Annotated in this window: 16 protein-coding genes; 3 read left to right on the forward strand and 13 right to left on the reverse strand. The window is 54.6% G+C overall.

All coding sequences use genetic code 11. The annotated features are described in order from the left end of the window. Positions 1-10: 10 nt before the first annotated feature. From ABIC80_RS14185 to budA, 8 genes are all read right to left on the reverse strand, one after another. Positions 11-2,641 (reverse strand): phosphotransferase, encoded by a 2,631-nt coding sequence (locus ABIC80_RS14185; protein WP_429177572.1) that lies wholly within the window; start codon positions 2,639-2,641, stop codon positions 11-13. 17 nt (positions 2,642-2,658) lie between these two features. Further along, complete coding sequence (locus tag ABIC80_RS14190; RefSeq protein ID WP_429177574.1) at positions 2,659-3,576, reverse strand: prenyltransferase; 918 nt, start codon at positions 3,574-3,576, stop codon at positions 2,659-2,661. Between the two features lie 320 nt (positions 3,577-3,896). Next, positions 3,897-5,441, reverse strand: a complete 1,545-nt coding sequence (locus ABIC80_RS14195) for an MFS transporter (protein WP_429177645.1) — start codon at positions 5,439-5,441, stop codon at positions 3,897-3,899. 265 nt (positions 5,442-5,706) lie between these two features. Further along, positions 5,707-5,883 (reverse strand): hypothetical protein, encoded by a 177-nt coding sequence (locus ABIC80_RS14200; RefSeq protein WP_429177576.1) that lies wholly within the window; start codon positions 5,881-5,883, stop codon positions 5,707-5,709. After that, entirely contained in the window at positions 5,873-6,109 is a 237-nt protein-coding gene (locus tag ABIC80_RS14205) for a hypothetical protein (protein WP_139569024.1), read from the reverse strand. The genes ABIC80_RS14200 and ABIC80_RS14205 overlap by 11 nt, the downstream gene beginning before the upstream one ends. A gap of 94 nt (positions 6,110-6,203) precedes the next feature. Beyond that, a complete protein-coding gene (locus ABIC80_RS14210) occupies positions 6,204-6,974 on the reverse strand; it encodes a (S)-acetoin forming diacetyl reductase (protein WP_023480984.1) in 771 nt (256 codons plus the stop codon). A 16-nt stretch (positions 6,975-6,990) separates the two neighbouring features. Next, positions 6,991-8,670 (reverse strand): acetolactate synthase AlsS, encoded by a 1,680-nt coding sequence (gene alsS, locus ABIC80_RS14215; RefSeq protein ID WP_054803393.1) that lies wholly within the window; start codon positions 8,668-8,670, stop codon positions 6,991-6,993. Between the two features lie 20 nt (positions 8,671-8,690). Next, on the reverse strand, positions 8,691-9,470 hold the full coding sequence (gene budA, locus ABIC80_RS14220) for an acetolactate decarboxylase (protein ID WP_042718039.1): 780 nt from the start codon (positions 9,468-9,470) through the stop codon (positions 8,691-8,693). 107 nt (positions 9,471-9,577) lie between these two features. Here budA and ABIC80_RS14225 point away from each other — a divergent pair, with 107 nt between their 5' ends. Next, complete coding sequence (locus ABIC80_RS14225) at positions 9,578-10,450, forward strand: LysR family transcriptional regulator (RefSeq protein WP_023480780.1); 873 nt, start codon at positions 9,578-9,580, stop codon at positions 10,448-10,450. A gap of 27 nt (positions 10,451-10,477) precedes the next feature. Here ABIC80_RS14225 and ABIC80_RS14230 read toward each other — a convergent pair whose 3' ends face one another. The 4 genes from ABIC80_RS14230 to ABIC80_RS14245 form a co-directional block, all read right to left on the reverse strand. Continuing rightward, a complete protein-coding gene (locus tag ABIC80_RS14230; protein ID WP_429177578.1) occupies positions 10,478-10,834 on the reverse strand; it encodes a DUF1971 domain-containing protein in 357 nt (118 codons plus the stop codon). A gap of 13 nt (positions 10,835-10,847) precedes the next feature. Next, positions 10,848-11,186, reverse strand: a complete 339-nt coding sequence (locus ABIC80_RS14235; RefSeq protein ID WP_200579688.1) for a DUF1869 domain-containing protein — start codon at positions 11,184-11,186, stop codon at positions 10,848-10,850. A gap of 10 nt (positions 11,187-11,196) precedes the next feature. Further along, on the reverse strand, positions 11,197-11,529 hold the full coding sequence (locus tag ABIC80_RS14240) for a DUF1971 domain-containing protein (protein WP_094422095.1): 333 nt from the start codon (positions 11,527-11,529) through the stop codon (positions 11,197-11,199). A gap of 284 nt (positions 11,530-11,813) precedes the next feature. Continuing rightward, entirely contained in the window at positions 11,814-12,890 is a 1,077-nt protein-coding gene (locus tag ABIC80_RS14245) for a pectinesterase family protein (RefSeq protein WP_429177579.1), read from the reverse strand. Between the two features lie 534 nt (positions 12,891-13,424). Between ABIC80_RS14245 and ABIC80_RS14250 the strand changes: the two genes are divergently transcribed. Together ABIC80_RS14250 and ABIC80_RS14255 are read left to right on the forward strand one after the other, a co-directional pair. Continuing rightward, the gene (locus ABIC80_RS14250; RefSeq protein WP_042718032.1) at positions 13,425-13,652 is read left to right on the forward strand and encodes a hypothetical protein; all 228 of its coding nucleotides are present in this window, start codon (positions 13,425-13,427) and stop codon (positions 13,650-13,652) included. Between the two features lie 302 nt (positions 13,653-13,954). Next, the gene (locus ABIC80_RS14255) at positions 13,955-16,144 is read left to right on the forward strand and encodes a TonB-dependent siderophore receptor (RefSeq protein WP_429177581.1); all 2,190 of its coding nucleotides are present in this window, start codon (positions 13,955-13,957) and stop codon (positions 16,142-16,144) included. Positions 16,145-16,309: 165 nt separating this feature from the next. Here ABIC80_RS14255 and ABIC80_RS14260 read toward each other — a convergent pair whose 3' ends face one another. Then, positions 16,310-16,780, reverse strand: a complete 471-nt coding sequence (locus ABIC80_RS14260) for a hypothetical protein (protein WP_429177583.1) — start codon at positions 16,778-16,780, stop codon at positions 16,310-16,312. Positions 16,781-16,933 lie beyond the last annotated feature (153 nt).

Raw genomic sequence — 16,933 nt, forward strand, 5'->3', positions numbered from 1 at the left:
GTAACTCCTTTTAGATCCGTTGTTGGCTCAGCCCCACCAGATGCCCCCAGGTGCGCAAAAGGGCGGGGAACCAGGGCCGTGGCTTAACGTGATGAAGCATCAGGTAAAACGACAGTCGGCGCAGGCCGAAGTCGCGCAGGGCGAGGCAGAAACCGCGATACCACTCCCCGGTATCAATAGCGGTGCCCAGCCGCGTCGCCAGCTGGCTGCGGTGAAACTCCACGTGATGTAACAGCGTTGGCAGCGTGGCGCGCTCATCGAGCGTCCACGTTAATAGCTCAGCCAGATCGCGCTGCGGAACATGCAGCGTCGCCAGCTCCCAGTCCCAGCAGCACAGCCGCGAATCCTCCCGGCGCAGCGCGATGTTGCGCGGGCTGAAGTCGTTATGCACCAGCGTTCTCGGCAGCGTCGCCAGTTCGTGCCACTGCGCCGCGCTGTTTTCGGCGCAGTCCAGCCAGTGGTGCAGCAGCGATGTGGTGAAAAGCTGTGGCGCGGTGCGATGGCTGAAGGCGGCGATGGCCTGCCACAGCGGCACCATGCTGCTAATTGTGTCGGCAGAGGGAGAGTTGATATGGCGAAAGGTGGTTTGCAGGTCATCATGGCGGCGATACCAGAGCGCATGGATATCGGCAATGCCCCGCAGCGCGGCATCGATCTGCGGCTGCTGCCAGCGCACGCCGCTGGAGAGACTGTTAAGCAGCACTTCTTCCCCGAGCAGCTCCTCAATGATGACGCTCTGCTTGCCATCTTCGTAGGTGCCGTAGAGCGTCGGCACATGGCGGGTAAAGGCGGGATCGCTTTGCGTGATAAGCTCCATCTCCCTTTCCCGCGCATGGCTGAACTCGCTGGCAGGCAGCAGGCGTGCAAGCAGTTCGGCAAGCTCGGGCGTGCAGCCTGCCGCCAGTGAGTGCAGCAGTTGGGTTATCGCATCGGTTGGCGGCTTATGCTTCAGTAGCGCCGCCACCTGCGTGCCATCTTCACGCTGCAGCCGATAGGCAAACAGGCCGACGGGCAGCGTCGCACTATGCGAACTGAACGCCGTCAAAATACTGTCCTGGTTTCCCTGCCAGCGCACCGGAGTGATGCTTATAGGTGGTTGCTCGCCCCACGCGGCGGTATAGCGGGCGTGCTGAAAGCAGCGGTGTAGCGGATCGCCTCCCCTCCTGCCCGGCGGGGCGTTACGCCGCGTTCGACCAAGCCGCTCATGGGATTTGGCAAATTCGTCGCTCGCCAGCGCGCTGAGGGTTGAGATATCGAGCGCCAGGCAAAATGAGGCGATGATTTCCGCCAGCCTTTCGCTGCCGTTGGCCCCCTGGCAGCCCAGCATTTGCAGGCACTCAGCCTGATCGGGAAGCGCGGTCCCGCCGCCGACGGTGCCAATCACCAGCGCCGGAAGCGTCATGCTGCAATAGACGTTGCCCTCTGGCGTGAGGCGCATTTGCAGTTGCGAGAGGGAGGATTCATGGCTACAGGCGATATCCTGGCCGAGCGCGGTAAACATCGCCGCGATGACGTTGGCGGTATTGATATTCACCCCGGTCATGCCCGCAGCGACGGAGCCTTCACAAAAGCCGTGAAACGCCCCGACCAGTTGCGCTGGCTCAATGCGCAGACGGCGGCGGCAGGCGGCAGCGGTGAGCGTCGCCTCGGCGATAACCTGGGTTCCCCTGCCCTGCGCAAAGCTGCTCCACGAGCTTTTCTTATCGCTGGAGAGGTTGCTTTCCAGAATGTAGCGCTGGGGGGTTAACGCCAGCGGAAGATGCGCGAGGATCCAGCGGCACGCCTGCCAGGTGCAGGTGGTGGTCATATTTTGCCCGGCGGCATCGGCAGTGTGATAGGTAAAGGTCAAATGCACGGCATTGCCGATGATGCGCGGCGTCAGGCTGGTGAGGCGCGCAAAACGCGAGTGCTGGCGCACAATGTCGCTGATGTCGGTGAAATAGTCCTCGGCCCAGGCGCAAAACGCGAGCGCGTCGCGCACTGAGGGAAATTCGAAGCGCGGCGAGCGCATCATCCGCTGGCCGATGACGCGCGCTGTCGCCCCGCCGCTGTGGGTGATGGCGCTGGCACCGCGCGAAACGGAGGCGACAAGCGCCCCTTCGCTGGTGGCCAGCGGCGCGTAAAAGATCCCCTTCGCGCGCCAGCCGTTGATCAGCAGCGGACCGGCAATGCCGACGGGAACTTCAACCGAGCCGATAAACCCCTCAAGATGACTTTGCAGCTTTTCCGCCTGCAGGCGGGTGGTAGCGATCTGGTTTAAAGCGTGGCCGGTGTGCTGACGCAGCCAGGCCAGCCTCGTTTGCCGCGCCTTCTCGCTCCAGTCGTAGAGATGGCGGCGGGGTAAGGTGGCGGCACGTTCAGGGATGTCATCGCGCGGGCGGCACAGCTTTAGCTGCCAGTAGCACTGTTTATTCTCCTGCGGCGAGCGGCAGGTAAATGTCGCCAGCCACTGCCCGCTCTGCTGGCGCTCTTTATGCAGGATTTTTAGCGCCGGGAGCTGCACCGCCCGATCGTAGAGAGATAACGCGCGCTGCGGGTCCGTGATAAAGGCATTACAGCGCTCTTCGCTTTCAAATAAGAGTGTAAACTCAGCCGGGCGTATATCGACAATTGTCGCCGTAATTAACGATTCCATCATCATTATCCCCTTCCCTTGCGCTACAAATATATTTCAACGATACACAGCAAATATCCTGTCAGCATTGCCATACCGACCATCGTTTCATTTCTTTTTCTGTTCTGTTGATTGGCATTAATCAGAAAAATCAGCAACTGACTTATGGTGAAGAAATTAATAAAAGCACTTACCGCATAAAACCAGATTGATACCGCGCCGGTTTTGCACAAAATAAGAAAATACTGCACGATGACCATCAATATCAGCAGGCCGATAATCATCACTACCGACAGGGGGCGACCATATAATTGCGACCAGCTGGTGACCTCTGCGCGATCCTCGTCCGGCCCTTTACATTTCCGGGTAATTTCAAAACTTAAACCGCATAAGAAGGCGAGCAGCATCAGCAAAATAAGCGGCAGATTAAGCGTTGCCGCAGGCGAGGCGAGGGTTGCCAGCCAGCCGATAACAAACGGCATCACCAGCGTGTGGGAGAGCGCATAGAGGGAGAAGTGCTGTTTAAGCCACTCGGCGACGAAAAACTCTTTTGTCATCAGGAGGGTCCAGCAGAGCAGCAGCCCCCAACTTAGCCATATCTGCGGCTCACCCTCGCTGAGCAGCGCGATGCCGCCCAGCTGGATCAGCACGCAGAGCGCGCCGAGGCACTTCAGGTGAGTGAGGCTGATGATGCCCTGCTGCAATACTCTCTGCGGGTGGTGAAGGCAGTCATCCGTATAATCTTTATGTTCATCCAGCACGCGGAGCAGCAGAAAAAAGGAGAGTGACAGCAGGCAACCGAGAGCAATTTTTACCGGGCTAATACTCTCTTGTGTGGGTATTGCGACTGAAAAAGATAAAAACCAGAGAATAAAAAAGAGCGGGGTATTGGTTAATGGAAAACGTTCATTTACCCATAACATCATTCGTGAAAACAGCGATCTATTTTCTATAGTGGTCATAGCAACTCCCTGTAAATAATTATCCGAAAACAGAAAGATCGACACCGTTAATTACATTAATAACGAGAAAACTCTGCAAATAAATAAAATAGCAGTGTGTGCAGAGCCAATATAATTCTCCACCACTGCAGTTTCATTTAAAAAAATCGACTGATGTGATCGCTCTCTAATAATATTAAGAAGTTATTACTTATTCGTTATAAAAGACGAAACAATAATATTCTTCCCTTAGTGCTTTTAGGATTAAATTATTTGATTGCGTTGGGTGCATGAAATAAAAAAGGCCACGCTGATAAGCATGGCCTTGATGAGCGGTAACGTTAGCTCAGCGAGGAGGTGGGTGTGGCTGATTTTAATGCGGGTTGCGGTACGTCGCTCCACAGGGTGTCGTAAGCGTGGCCGGTGAGATCCTCAACAATATGGCGCGCTTGTGGCGTCACGTTCTGCTTCAGGCCGCCCGCCTTCAGGCGGTCGAGCTCTTCGACAAAGATGCGGTGCGTGCGTTTATTGAGATGGAAGGTCAGTGCCTGCCATAGCGCCACCAGCAGCAGGCCAACGGTGCCGACAAACAGCAGCATCACAATGGTGTTGATCGCTTCCTGCGGCTGCACCTGGCTGCCTTTTACGAAACCACCGCTTTGCAGCAGCAGCCCCACCGCAAAGGTTGCGATGGCCACCGTGGTTTTGCGTGAGAAGGTCATCACCGCGGCGAACAGCCCTTCGCGGCGCTGGCGCGTCACCATTTCGTCAATATCGGGAATAAACGGGAAGACGTTCCACGGTGTGAACTCCAGCACGCAGCGCCCCACCTGATAGACCCCGGCGAGGATCACCAGCATCAGCACTTTGTGCTCAGTCGGGAATTGATAGACCAGGAAGAAGCCCGCCAGGCAGATCATCATCAGGCTATAGGCGAACACATAGAGGCGCGAAGGGCCAAATTTGATGATCGCCACCCCTGCCGCCAGCGTCACCGGCAGGCCGACAATGCTCATCGACAGCAGCGTGCCCGCCAGTGATGACGAGACATTCAGGCAGTAGACGCAGAAGAAAACGAACACCGTGTTGTAGACATCTTTTGCGGTAAAGGAGAAGAGGTAGATCGCCAGATGTTTACGAAAGGCACGGATTTTAAGCGTAGAGGCATAATCTTTAAACAGCGCGCCAATGCCGGAGAGCGTCTGCGCCATGCTGCGCTTCTGCGCCGCTTTCTCCATCTCGGCCAGCATCTCCGGCGTTAACTCGCGCTCCCAGGTGACGCGCCAGGAGATAAAGACGCAGAGCATAAAGAGCACCGCGAAGACAATGCCGTTGATGAGATACGCATCAGCATTCTTCTCGCCCAGCCAGCCAATCAGCAAGCCCGGAATAAAGGTGGCGAGAAAGGTGCCGGACGCGGAAAGAAACATGCGGCAGGTTGAGAGCTTGGTGCGATCGTTAAAATCTTTCGTCATCTCTGATGGCAGCGTCTCCCAGGGGATCAGCACCATCGCGGCGATGATCTCAAAAGCGAGATAGACGGCGAGATAGAACCAGAAGTTCATGCCGTTGAGCCAGAGCAGGATATAGACCAGCATCAGCGGCGCGCCAATCAACAGAAAGAAGCGGCGGCGGCCAAACTTTTTGCCTAAGGCATTTTTATAGAAGTGGTCGGTAAAGCTGCCCATAAACAGGCTGACAATGGCGTCAACGATGCGGGCAATGGCCACAATAGAGGCGGCTTCCAGCGGTGACAGGCCAACAAAGGTGGTGTAGTAGAAGAGCAGCCAGGCGCCAATGACCGTAAAGGCGCCGCCGCCCATAATATCCGTCATGCCGTAGCCAATGCTGACAGGGATGGTGACTTTACGCTGTTTACGACTCATCATCCCCTCCCGCATTTTGATTAATCATTTTAGTTATCAGAGACATAAAAACCCCATCTAAGGATTATCGCGTTAACCGCTGGCCGCTGTTTTACGCAGCCAGATTGAGGACGCATGCTTCACGGCCCCCACGTTATCTCTGCTGATGATTTCAAGTCTACTACCATACAAGATGAAGTGATGAAATTGTGAGCTTCGTTATAAGCCGGGAAAAATAACGCGTAGAGGGGATGAAAAAGTCAAAAAATGCGAGGCAGCGCTGAGTTTATTGCGCCTGACGTGCATCAGCACTGATGACCTCAAGCGGTGCGGAAAAAGAGGGGTTTACCTGTTCATCAATGAATAAGAGAAGAGAGCCCGCCGCTGACGGGCCGTGCGTTAGCGCGCACAGTTCATTCCAGTAGCTGTAGCGCATGACGAGGTGGAAGCGCTCACTTTTCATCGTAAATCCACATTGAGGGGTGGTAGTCGAGACCGTAGAGCAGGCCAAAAGGGATAAGCAGCGCGACATGGCGCCCGGAATCAAACTCCCCCTCCTCTACCGGCACACTCAGCGGTGGGGTGAGGCGTGAAAGCCATTGTTGCAGCCGTTGTTTCATCAGCACGTACTCCAGCAGAGGGTTGATGCTGTCAGTAAAACGCACTTTGCTGCGCAACCAAAACGACAATTTCTTCGCTCGTTTACCGAAAAACGCAAAAGATGTAGATAAAAAAAAGCCCCTGCGCGAAGGCAGAGGCAAGGCCATGTCCGAGCCGTAAAACTTAGTTAAAGACCATACCGCCATCAATCAGCAGAGATTGCCCGGTCATGTAGTCAGAATCCGGGCTTGCAAGGTAAGAGACGCACGCGGCGACATCTTCCGGCTCTGACAGGCGGCCAAGCGTAATGCGTTTCGCGAACTCTTCAGTACCGTAACCGATTGGTTTACCCGCCGCTTCAGAGACCTGCCGGTCAATCTCGGCCCACATTGGGGTTTTAACGATCCCCGGGCAGAAGCCGTTAACGGTAATGCCCAGCGGTGCCAGATCGCGTGCGGCGGTCTGGGTTAAGCCGCGTACCGCGAATTTACTTGAACTGTAGACCGCCAGTTCCGGGTTACCGACGTGACCGGCCTGTGAACAGGCATTGATAATTTTGCCGCCGTGTTTTTCCGCTTTGAAGGCCTGAATCGCCGCCTGCATGCCCCAAATCACGCCTTTCACGTTGATGTTATAGACCTTGTCGATCACCTCTTCGGTGATGGACTCAATCGGGGTGGAAGGCGCAACCCCGGCGTTGTTGACGATCACGTCAAAGCCGTTCAGTTTTTTGCGCGTCTCTTCGACCGCCGCAAACACCTGCTCGCGGTTGGAAACGTCAACGGTGACGGCAATCGCGCTGCCGTTGCTGGCGTTGATCTCCTCGGCTACCGCTTTTGCGGTCTCACTGTTGTAGTCGGCAACGGCGATGGCGAAGCCATCTTTTGCCAGACGCAGAGCGATTGCGCGACCAATACCCTGGCCGGCACCGGTAACAAATGCGACTTTTTTCATAACGACTCCTTAGTTTTTACAAAATCTGGCTGAGGTGCAGCTGGCCCATCAACAGCGGGTTATCGCTGTAGTCCACCGGAATGGCGACCACCGCCGGGCCTTGCGTATCCATCGCTGCGCGCAGCGTCGGCTCGAGCGCGGCGGTGCTTTCAACGGCAAACCCTTTCGCGCCGAAGGATTCGGCATAGGCTTTAAAATCGACCGGACCGAAGTTGACCCCGGAGAGGCGCTGATATTTCTTCTCTTCCTGAATCGCCACCATGTTGTAGGCGTTGTCCACCCAGATGATGTGCAGGATATTGGCACCCAGACGCACCGCGGTTTCCAGCTCCATGCTGGATTGTAAAAATCCGCCGTCGCCGGAGACCGAGACCACTTTGCGCCCCGGATTCACCAGCCATGCGCCAATCGCCCACGGCAGGGCAACGCCCATCGTCTGCTGGCCGTTGGAGATCATCACCTGGCGCGCGCGGAAGCTATAGAGGTAGCGGGCAATCCAGATATGGAAGCTGCCCATATCCACCGTCAGGGTGACGTCGTTATTCACGATATCCTGCATCGCGCGGACAATGCGCAGCGGGTGAATAGCAAATTGATTAAGCTGCGCGCCTTTACGGCTGAGCAGTTCGCGCTGGTTACGACGATCGATAAGGATCTCCGACGCGCGCGGCGAGAGCACCAGCGGTTCGGCAATCTTATGTGCCAGCTTATCGAGCGTGCTGCCGATATCGCCAATCAGCTCAACGCTCGGCGAGTAGTTGCGCTCTTCATAGGCGGGCAGCACATCAATATGCACCAGCTTCGCATCGCCGGTGTTCCACATGGCCGGTTCGTACTCCACCGGGCTGTAGCCGATACAGATCACCAGATCCGCCAGGTGCAGCAGTCGGTCGCCCGCCTGGTTATTGAACAGACCCACACGCCCGGCAAAGCGGGTGAAGTGCTCCTGGTTGACTGCGCCCGCCGCCTGGTAGGTGCTGGTCACCGGAATATGGGTTTTCTCCAGCAGGTGGTGCAGCGCGGCGATATTCTCTTCCCGGCTGGCCATCAGGCCGAGCAGGAAGACGGGATTTTTCGCCCCGGCAATCAGCTTCGCCACTTCGTCAATCATCTTGTCGGGCGCGGAGCCTAACTGCGGCACGGCGTTAGAGGGCAGAATATTGCCGCTGGCAGGCTGGTCAGAGATATCCTGCGGAATGCTGACAAACGCGCTCCCCGGGCGGCCCTGTTCGGCGGCGCGGAAGGCGTTCGAAACCACTTCGGAGATGGCATCCGGGGAGGAGATCTCAACGGAATATTTGGTCACCGGCTGGAACATTGCCACCGTGTCCATGCTCTGGTGCACCAGCTTGGCTTTATCGGCGCGTTTCACCGCCCCACCGAGTGCGACCACCGGGTCGCCTTCGCTGTTGGCGGTCGCCATGCCGGTAATCAGGTTGGAGCAGCCAGGACCTGAGGTCACCAGCGCTACGCCCGCTTTGCCGGTGATACGCCCGACTGCTGCCGCCATAAACGCGGCGTTCGCTTCGTGGCGTACCGGAATAAGTTCAATTGAGGAATCGAGAAGAGAATCAAACACTTTATCGATTTTCGCGCCGGGGATGCCGAAGACATGTTTGACACCCTGCGCTTCCAGTTGCCCCACCACCATGTCGGCACCGTGGGCCCACATCTGGGTATGGCGTTCGTTGCTCATACACTACTCCTTTACATCACTTAGTTCTCAACCGAACGGATGGCGGCGTCCAGGTTATCCGGGTGCAGATCCGCTTTCAGGAAGGCTTCATCGGCAGGGAGATCGATCATCAGTTGATGGATTTCACCAAAGGTCAGCGTGCCGTGATCCAGCTGGTAGTCGAGGAGATGACCGCCACCGTGGCGATCGTCGGTAATAAAATGCTCGTGGTAACCCGCCACATTGATCCCCTGCATATATTGCGGGGTGCGGAAACCGACCAGCACGCCGTCGCGGCCGTTAAAACGGAACACCGGCTGATCGTCGAGCACATCGGTCATGGCGCGATAGGGCGGCGTCTGGCGCGGCACGGTGCGGGTGTGCGCATGGCGGAAATGGCCGTCGATGCGCAGGGCGCAAAACAGGTTGTCGGACGGGATCTGACGGTCAATCACTTCATGCAGCGCCTGGCGGCTGATCGGCTCTTCAAACACGTGCCGGTATTGCGGTTTAAACCAGGTCATCACCGCAAAGGGGGTTTTCTGCTCCGGCTGCGCGGCGCGGGCACTGCCATCGGAACGTAATTGGTACACTTCGCTGTTAAAGGCAATTAATTCGCCATCAAGCTCATTAAATGTACCCAGACCAAAATCACCATGATTAAGTAGATCCTTAATCGTAGTATTTCCTTCATAAACTCCGCTAAGTAGCGCACTCATTAGCGATGTTTGATATATCACGCCGTTTGGCTTGCTTTCAGAAAAAGCACGAATTGTGTTTCGTAGATTTTCTTCGCAAGAACAATCAGTTGCGTTACCCATCATCTTTTCCCCCACTGTAGAGACGATTAGAAAAGCTGATTAAATATTGACTCGTTTCAGCGGGGGATTCCAATATAGAAAACATGAGGGTTTAAGATGTTTTAGATATGGAACTTCGTTATTTACGTTATTTTGTCGCCGTTGCCCAGACGCAACACTTCACGCGGGCAGCCGAAATGCTCGGTATGTCGCAGCCGCCATTAAGCCAACAGATCCGTCGACTTGAGCAGGAAGTGGGCACCCCGCTGTTCCATCGCCTGACGCGTGGCGTCACGCTCACCGAGGCTGGCGAGGCCTTCTATGAAGATGCCTGCCATATCCTCGCCATGAGCGATGCGGCGCTGGAAAAAGCGAAGGGCATTGCCCGGGGGATTAACGGCAAGCTCAACCTTGGCGTGACCAGCTCCAACGCTTTCCATACCCACTTCTTCTCGGTGCTGCGCCAGTTTCAGCGCGACTACCCGAAGGTGGCGCTCTATCAGAAAGAGGACAATATGGCGACGCTGATCCACGGCCTGGATGAGGGGTTGATTGACGTGGCGTTCGTGCGTCTGCCCTGCGAAAGCAGCAAAACCTTTAGCCTGAAGCTGGTGGACGAGGAGCCGATGCTAATTGCCCTGCACCGCACACATCCGCTGTCGGCGAAGGCGGATATCGCACTCAGTGAATTGCAGAACACGCCGCTGATTATCTTTCCGCAAGCGGTGTCGCCGGGGCTGTATGAGCTGATCTACAACGCCTGTCTGCGTGCCGGTGTGGAGATGGATAACGCCCATCAGGCCTCGCAGTTCTCTTCATCCCTGAGCATGGTGGCGGCCGGTTTTGGCTTTGCCATCATTCCGCAGTCGATGGCCTGCTTTGGGCATCCGATGGTGACGTTTCATTCGGTGGCGGGAAACACATTGAAAACCGATGTGGCGCTGGCGTGGCGCAAGTTCGAGCGCTCACCGGCGGTCAGGCGGTTTATCGATCACTTTTAAGCGCCCGGAAGATCGGGCGCTAAGCGTTTAACGGCGGTGGGTATTGACCACCTGGCCGATGCCTTTGCCATCAAGGGCGGCATCAGGATCGGCGAAAAAATCGAGGTTGAAGTAAGTGTCGTCGGTCAACAGTTCAACCCGGTGCCAGTACTCCGGCGGGCTGATGCCAAACTGCCCCGCTTTGATCACCACTTCTCGCTCAGGAGTGGTGTCATGCTCACTGGCAAAACCGATGTATTTCACCGCGCCCTGCATCACCGACAGGCGGCCATAGACCCCCTTTTTGGTGTTGTGGTGCGTCAAAAGCGCCTGCGGCACCGTCTCTTTCGTCCAGAAGGGCGTCGAGCGGGTGTGGCGAAAATGGCGTGGAATAAGTTGCGTCATCGTTAGCCTCCGGTTACCAGCCGCACACGTTGGTCTCTTCATCCGATTCGTAGCCGCGGACGATATTAATCAGATCTTTTACCGCGTCGGCGGCAATAAGGGGATCGGTCAGCTCACTGAGGCGGGTAAAATCTTTATCGACCGAGACGCCATTATTATTATTGGTGACAGTCAGCGCATATTCCCCGTCTTTATCGAGAGGGAAATTTAATTTCGCAACCAGTTCAGAAACGGCCTGGTTCGCAATATCAGGCAGGTAGAGCGACATCGGCTTTAAATAAACTTTCTGCTCTGTTTTACCGCTTTCCCGATGGGAAACCGAGAGTGAATAACCTCTGTTTTCTGTATCCATAATTGCTACCTCAACCTTCAATCAGAATTTGGGGATCAACATAGAAATCGACGCTGAATACCGTGTCGTCACTGAGCGCCTCAATGTTGTGCCATTTTTCAGGCGGGAAGACGCCGAACTCACCGGCGTGGATGGTCAGGGTTTCCACCGGCTGCGGGCTGGTCTCATCGGCATAGCCGTAATAGCGGATCGCGCCGCGCTGCACGCTTAAACGCGGGTAGACACCCTGACGCGTACCGGCATCAAGATGGCGTTTCCAGATGGAGGCTGGCGCGGTCTCTTTTGTCCAGAAAGGCGTGGTGCGGGTGTGAACATAATTCGCGGGTATGGTAATGCGTTGCATATTTCATCCTCTTTTTATCTCTGCAACGGTTGTCGCCGGGAGGGGGAAAAGCATATGTTGCATAGCATATACCTGTTTTATGAAATATCGACTATTTTTTATAAATGTTATTAAAAGTTGATAAGATAAATCTCTACAAACCTATTTCGTGCTACTTTTTATACTCCGAAAGGATCATATTAATAAAAGACAAAAGCGCGATAAAAATGAAAACTCACGGTAACAGATGAAATTATTTATCCGGCAAAGCTAAATAAAAGCCCCCAAAATGGGGGCAACGTCGCTTATTGCAGAAGAGCGCTCTCCCAGCCCTCGAAGATCGCCGTCACGTTATACTGCGCGGCGTCCGCCTCGCTGAGCTGATAGCGCTCACCGCCCTGCCCGGCGCCTGGCCCACGGTTATTGGCCTCATAAAAACGGCTGTCCTGCGGGTAGAACCAAATTTTGTCGCCGTGCTTATCTTTGCCGGACATCTTGTCCCAGCCGTAGATATGGTCATCAATCTCGCTATTGATAATCGCCGCCAGTCCAATGGCGTTCGGGTCGGCATAGCGACCGTCGCTAAACTGGGTGGTCGGGTGCCACGGGCGGCCCAGCGCAAAGCTTTTCGCCGGTACGCCCGGCTCTTTGCTCAACGTACTGTTGATAATAAACAGGCCAAACCGCTCCCCGGCCTGGGTGGCAGGCGCGGTGAGGTAACCGTATGGTGGTGCGGTGTCATCACGGTTGCGGGCAATGATTTCGCAGCGATCGAACACCGCGATACCGGGGCCAAAGATAAAATCGACGTGGCCGCTGATGGCGCAGTCGGTGAAGTAGCTACGGCTGCCCTGCTTGCTGTAAAAAGTATCCTGATAACCCTCAAGGCGAACGTGACGAAAGCGCGCTCTGTCTGCCCCTTCTGCCACCATCAGCGCCACCGCCTGGGTATCTTTCAGCTTCTTCGCGTCGCCTTCTGGCAGTGCGGCGTTGGCGGGGAAATCAAAAGTATTACGAATAGTGAGGTTCTCCAGCGTCACGCCGCTGGCGCGGATCTCTACCGTGCTGGTGCGCCCGGTGCCGAGCTTCTGCCCCTGCTCATCCAGCGCCCCTGCGGGGGTATTGGCCTCAATCACCGTGCCCGCCATCGATTCCCCGACCAGAGTGACGGGCTTTTCAATTACCAGCCGCTCATGCCAGCGCCCCTCTTTAATCAGAATGCGCCACGGCGTGCCGCTCTGAGGCGCGGCGTCGAGCGCCTGGCCGATAGTGGAAAATTCACCGGCCTGCGGCGTCGGCGATACCACGGCGTTCCACTCGGCGGCCTGCGCGCTGGCGCTCAGGCAGATCAGCAGCAGTGCGGAGCAGTGCAGGGTTTTCATTGTTCTCTCCTTGGTCGTTTTTTGGGCAAAGGCAGTTCATGCAGCCAGGGCGCAGATCTGCCAGATATGACGCGTTGCCAGCGCTGCGCGCCGGTTCCATCGGGATCTGCTACTGGCAAATAGCGGCCTCTGTCCAAAGTCAGTAAGGAGAGTCGGCTTAACGGGCTGTAATGCTTTTATTTTTTTACGAGAGCATAGGCCAGTAAAATGCCTTTGCGAATTTTAAAACGCTGTTTTGAGATCAAACTCAAACTTATGACGCCCATTACTCAAACGAGAATCAAAACTATTATCACGATAAAAAAGAGAAATTATTCCCGCTGGTATAGGTTGTTTCTGAAGGCAGCTATATATGGCAGCAGGTTGATTAATTGACTAAAAACGCCTTAAATCATAAGAAGCTATTTTACCTGGCCTCAGGAGTGCTTTTCTGGCAACCTTTGCTTCCCTTTGAGTGGGTAAAAAATTAACATTGCCCGACGTGGTTTTAATATTTGAACGCGGACTCAACCTGCAACGGTAAGTAAAATAATCATGAAAAATAAAAAGATAGACACGATGGCCCGCGTCGCTATGCGCATCAGGGGCTTATCAGTAAAGGAAAAGCGTCTTCGCTACCAGGATAAGATGTTTACCTTTAAATATGTTTCCGGACATTACGAAGTCTTTTTGGACGGTGAAAAAGTTGACACCTTCGCTACGGAAAACATCAACCAGGCGATTGCGGATTTTAAAGAAAAAAATAACAAAAACAGGCGCTGATAAACCTGCAAATACGCTTTTATGCCCCGCGTTTACTCCTGTAATTAAATCTTAGAGCACACATAATACCGGGCGACATTACCGTTCGCGCCGGTCTCTTCGCGCACGTCATTAATTCCCCAAAGAAACAACCTCTTAAAATTAGTAGTTAAATCACAAGCTTAGGCATAATTTTTTTACACAAGCTGTTTACTTGGTAACGATAATTCATATCATCTTGATAATTACTCTCAACTTGAGAGCGGTGTTTACTCCGGCCGGTTAAGGTCGTCTTCACCTGCATAATCAGGAACGTTATAAGAATGAAAAATCGTTACCTTTGGGCTATTAACCCCTGTTTGTTGATGATGTTATCTGCGCAGGCCGCGGCACAAGACGCAAAAGAGGAGACGCTGGTGGTGGCCGCAAGTCGTGCCAACCACATCGTCGCCGATATGGCGCAAACCACCTGGGTCATTGAGCAGGCTGAAATTGAGCAGCAGGTTCAGGGTGGTAAAGAGTTAAAAGAGGTGCTGGCGCAGCTTATTCCGGGAATGGATGTCAGCAGCCAGGGGCGTACCAACTACGGCATGAATATGCGCGGGCGCTCAATGATGGTGATGGTCGACGGCGTGCGCCTCAACTCATCGCGCACCGACAGCCGCCAGCTCGATTCGATCGATCCCTTTAATATCGCGCGCATTGAGATTATCTCCGGCGCGACCTCGCTCTATGGCGGCGGCAGCACCGGCGGCCTGATCAATATCGTCACTAAAAAGGGGCAGCCGGAGACGGAAGTCGAGTTCCAGACGGGTACCAAAAGCGGTTTTAACAGCCGTAACGATCATGATGACAACGTTGCGGCCTCGGTGAGCGGCGGCAATGATAAGGCCTCCGGGCGGCTGTCGGTGGCTTATCAGCGCTACGGCGGCTGGTATGATGGCAAAGGCGATGAGGTACTCATCGATAACACCCAGACCGGCCTGCAATACTCTGACCGGCTGGACGTCATGGGCACCGGCACGCTCAACATTGATGAGCACCAGCAGCTGCAACTCACCACTCAGTACTATAAAAGCGAGTCTGACGGCAAACATGGCCTCTTTCTGGGCGAAAACTTCTCGGCAGTCACCGGCTCCGCTACGGCCTACAACAAAGGCAACCTGGATGCCGACCGGATTCCGGGCACCGAGCGCCACCTGATCAATCTGCAATACTCGAACACCGATTTCCGGGGCCAGGATGTGGTGGCGCAGATCTACTACCGCGACGAGAGCCTGGCGTTTTACCCCTTCCCGACGCCCGCCGGCAACCGGGTCACCAGCATCAGCGCCTCGCAGCAGAAGACCGACTTTTATGGCGGCAAGCTGACCATTAATAGCAAACCGGTTGATGCCCTGATGCTGACCTGGGGGATCGATGCAGAACATGAAACCTTCGACGCCAATCAGCAGTTTTTCAATCTGAACAGCGCCGCCGCCAGTGGCGGGATGCAGTTGGATAACACTTTCAAGGTTGGGCGCTATCCGGGCTACAGCATCACCAATGTCGCGCCGTTCCTGCAAAGCAGCTATGACATTGACGCCATCACCCTGAGCGGCGGCGTGCGTTACCAGTACATGGAAAACCGCATCGACGATTTTGTCGGTTATTCCCAGCAACAGGCGATTGCCAACGGCAGAGCCACTTCAGCTGATGCTGTGCCAGGCGGGAAAACGGATTACAACAATCTGCTGTTTAACGCCGGTATCCTCGGTCATCTGAGCGACCGCCAGCAGCTGTGGTTCAACTTCTCGCAGGGTTTTGAGATCCCTGACCCTGCTAAGTATTACGGCGCGGGCACCTATCAGTTAGTTGATGGTCACTACCGTTTGCTGAACAGCGTCAACATGAACGAGTTAAAGCTGGATGGCGTAAAAGTTAACGCCTACGAACTGGGCTGGCGCTACACCGGCGACAACCTGCGCACGCAGATTGCAGGCTACTATTCACTCTCTGATAAGACTATCAAGATCAACAAGAGCGACATGTCTATCGTTGTTGATGAGGGTAAGCGCCGCATTTATGGCGTCGAGGGTCAGGTGGATTACTTCTTTACCGACAGCGAGTGGAGCACCGGTGCCAACTTCAACGCCATCAAATCCGAGACGCAGGCGAACGGTAAGTGGGAGAAACTAACCATCGACAGCGCCAGCCCGTCGAAAGTGAGCGCGTGGATCAACTGGGCGCCGGGCGACTGGACGCTGCGCCTGCAGAGCACGCAGACCTTCGATCTCTCCGATGCCGACGGTAAGCGCATCGATGGCTATAACACGATTGATATGCTCGGCAGTTATGCCCTGCCGGTGGGTAAAGTGAGCTTTAGTGTGGAAAACCTGCTGGATGAGGAGTACACCACCACCTGGGGCCAACGTGCGCCGGGATTATATAGCCCAAACTATGGCGCGCCGGGGCTATATACCTACAAAGGACGTGGTCGGACATTCGGCGTAAATTATTCGGTTCTCTTCTGATATCTACTGCCGCCTGGAAAACAGGCGGCAGTAATTCTCAGCCGAATGCCTGCTTATAATCAATCTTGCTTGCCTTACCTTAAGCCAAATAGAGTAATTGTTTTTGAGTTATTTCTTAATTAACTCACTGAGAATATAAAATATATTAACTAAAACGGCGAAGCGTTATTGCATATCCGTCGGGGTAGATTCGCCGGGGGCAATCTGCTGCGCCTGTTTTATTTTGCTCTGCTGGGCAGTTTTGTTGAGTGCCTCAAGCTCCTGGGCGCGCGCTAACTGCTCCTGCGTCACTTTCCTCCCGGTAAAGGCATCAACCATTTCGGTTCGCCCATCGGGATATTTCACTACGGTGACCAGTCGCCCGCCAAACTGGGGAATACCAGACATCTCAAGGGCATAATCAATCTCTTGATTTTCCACTCTTTTCTTTTGACGCACCGGCTCTTCGGCTTTTACCTCTTTGTTCTCTTTATGGCTCTCCGCTTTGCTGGAAAGGGTCACTTTTATGCTCTCATCCTGATAGGTGTGAGCCTCTTTGACATTCTCTGTAGAGGTGGTCATCGCCGCTTTATGGGTGGCGTGCTCGTGTGTGTTGGCAAGCGGAGGGCTTGCCTGAATAGCCTGAATTTCCTGCATAATTCTCTCCGCGTGTAGTTAACAGATAATGAGCTGATGACTCTTCCAGGGTGAGTCGAAAAAAATATCCCTATAACGTTTATCGTCAGCCTGAGAAAACAAATTAATAAGAAATAATGGTAACAGTAGCTTAATTATAGACATTTTAAAAAT

Origin of the sequence: Kosakonia sp. 1610 (genome assembly GCF_050435845.1) — a bacterium.
Classification (GTDB): domain Bacteria; phylum Pseudomonadota; class Gammaproteobacteria; order Enterobacterales; family Enterobacteriaceae; genus Kosakonia; species Kosakonia cowanii.

Coding starts and splice junctions, on each gene's coding strand:
- ABIC80_RS14185 (WP_429177572.1), bottom strand. CDS start 2,641: ATGATGATGGAATCGTTAATTACGGCGACAATTGTCGATATACGCCCG.
- ABIC80_RS14190 (WP_429177574.1), bottom strand. CDS start 3,576: ATGACCACTATAGAAAATAGATCGCTGTTTTCACGAATGATGTTATGG.
- ABIC80_RS14195 (WP_429177645.1), bottom strand. CDS start 5,441: ATGAGTCGTAAACAGCGTAAAGTCACCATCCCTGTCAGCATTGGCTAC.
- ABIC80_RS14200 (WP_429177576.1), bottom strand. CDS start 5,883: ATGAAAAGTGAGCGCTTCCACCTCGTCATGCGCTACAGCTACTGGAAT.
- ABIC80_RS14210 (WP_023480984.1), bottom strand. CDS start 6,974: ATGAAAAAAGTCGCATTTGTTACCGGTGCCGGCCAGGGTATTGGTCGC.
- alsS (WP_054803393.1), bottom strand. CDS start 8,670: ATGAGCAACGAACGCCATACCCAGATGTGGGCCCACGGTGCCGACATG.
- budA (WP_042718039.1), bottom strand. CDS start 9,470: ATGGGTAACGCAACTGATTGTTCTTGCGAAGAAAATCTACGAAACACA.
- ABIC80_RS14225 (WP_023480780.1), top strand. CDS start 9,578: ATGGAACTTCGTTATTTACGTTATTTTGTCGCCGTTGCCCAGACGCAA.
- ABIC80_RS14230 (WP_429177578.1), bottom strand. CDS start 10,834: ATGACGCAACTTATTCCACGCCATTTTCGCCACACCCGCTCGACGCCC.
- ABIC80_RS14235 (WP_200579688.1), bottom strand. CDS start 11,186: ATGGATACAGAAAACAGAGGTTATTCACTCTCGGTTTCCCATCGGGAA.
- ABIC80_RS14240 (WP_094422095.1), bottom strand. CDS start 11,529: ATGCAACGCATTACCATACCCGCGAATTATGTTCACACCCGCACCACG.
- ABIC80_RS14245 (WP_429177579.1), bottom strand. CDS start 12,890: ATGAAAACCCTGCACTGCTCCGCACTGCTGCTGATCTGCCTGAGCGCC.
- ABIC80_RS14250 (WP_042718032.1), top strand. CDS start 13,425: ATGAAAAATAAAAAGATAGACACGATGGCCCGCGTCGCTATGCGCATC.
- ABIC80_RS14255 (WP_429177581.1), top strand. CDS start 13,955: ATGAAAAATCGTTACCTTTGGGCTATTAACCCCTGTTTGTTGATGATG.
- ABIC80_RS14260 (WP_429177583.1), bottom strand. CDS start 16,780: ATGCAGGAAATTCAGGCTATTCAGGCAAGCCCTCCGCTTGCCAACACA.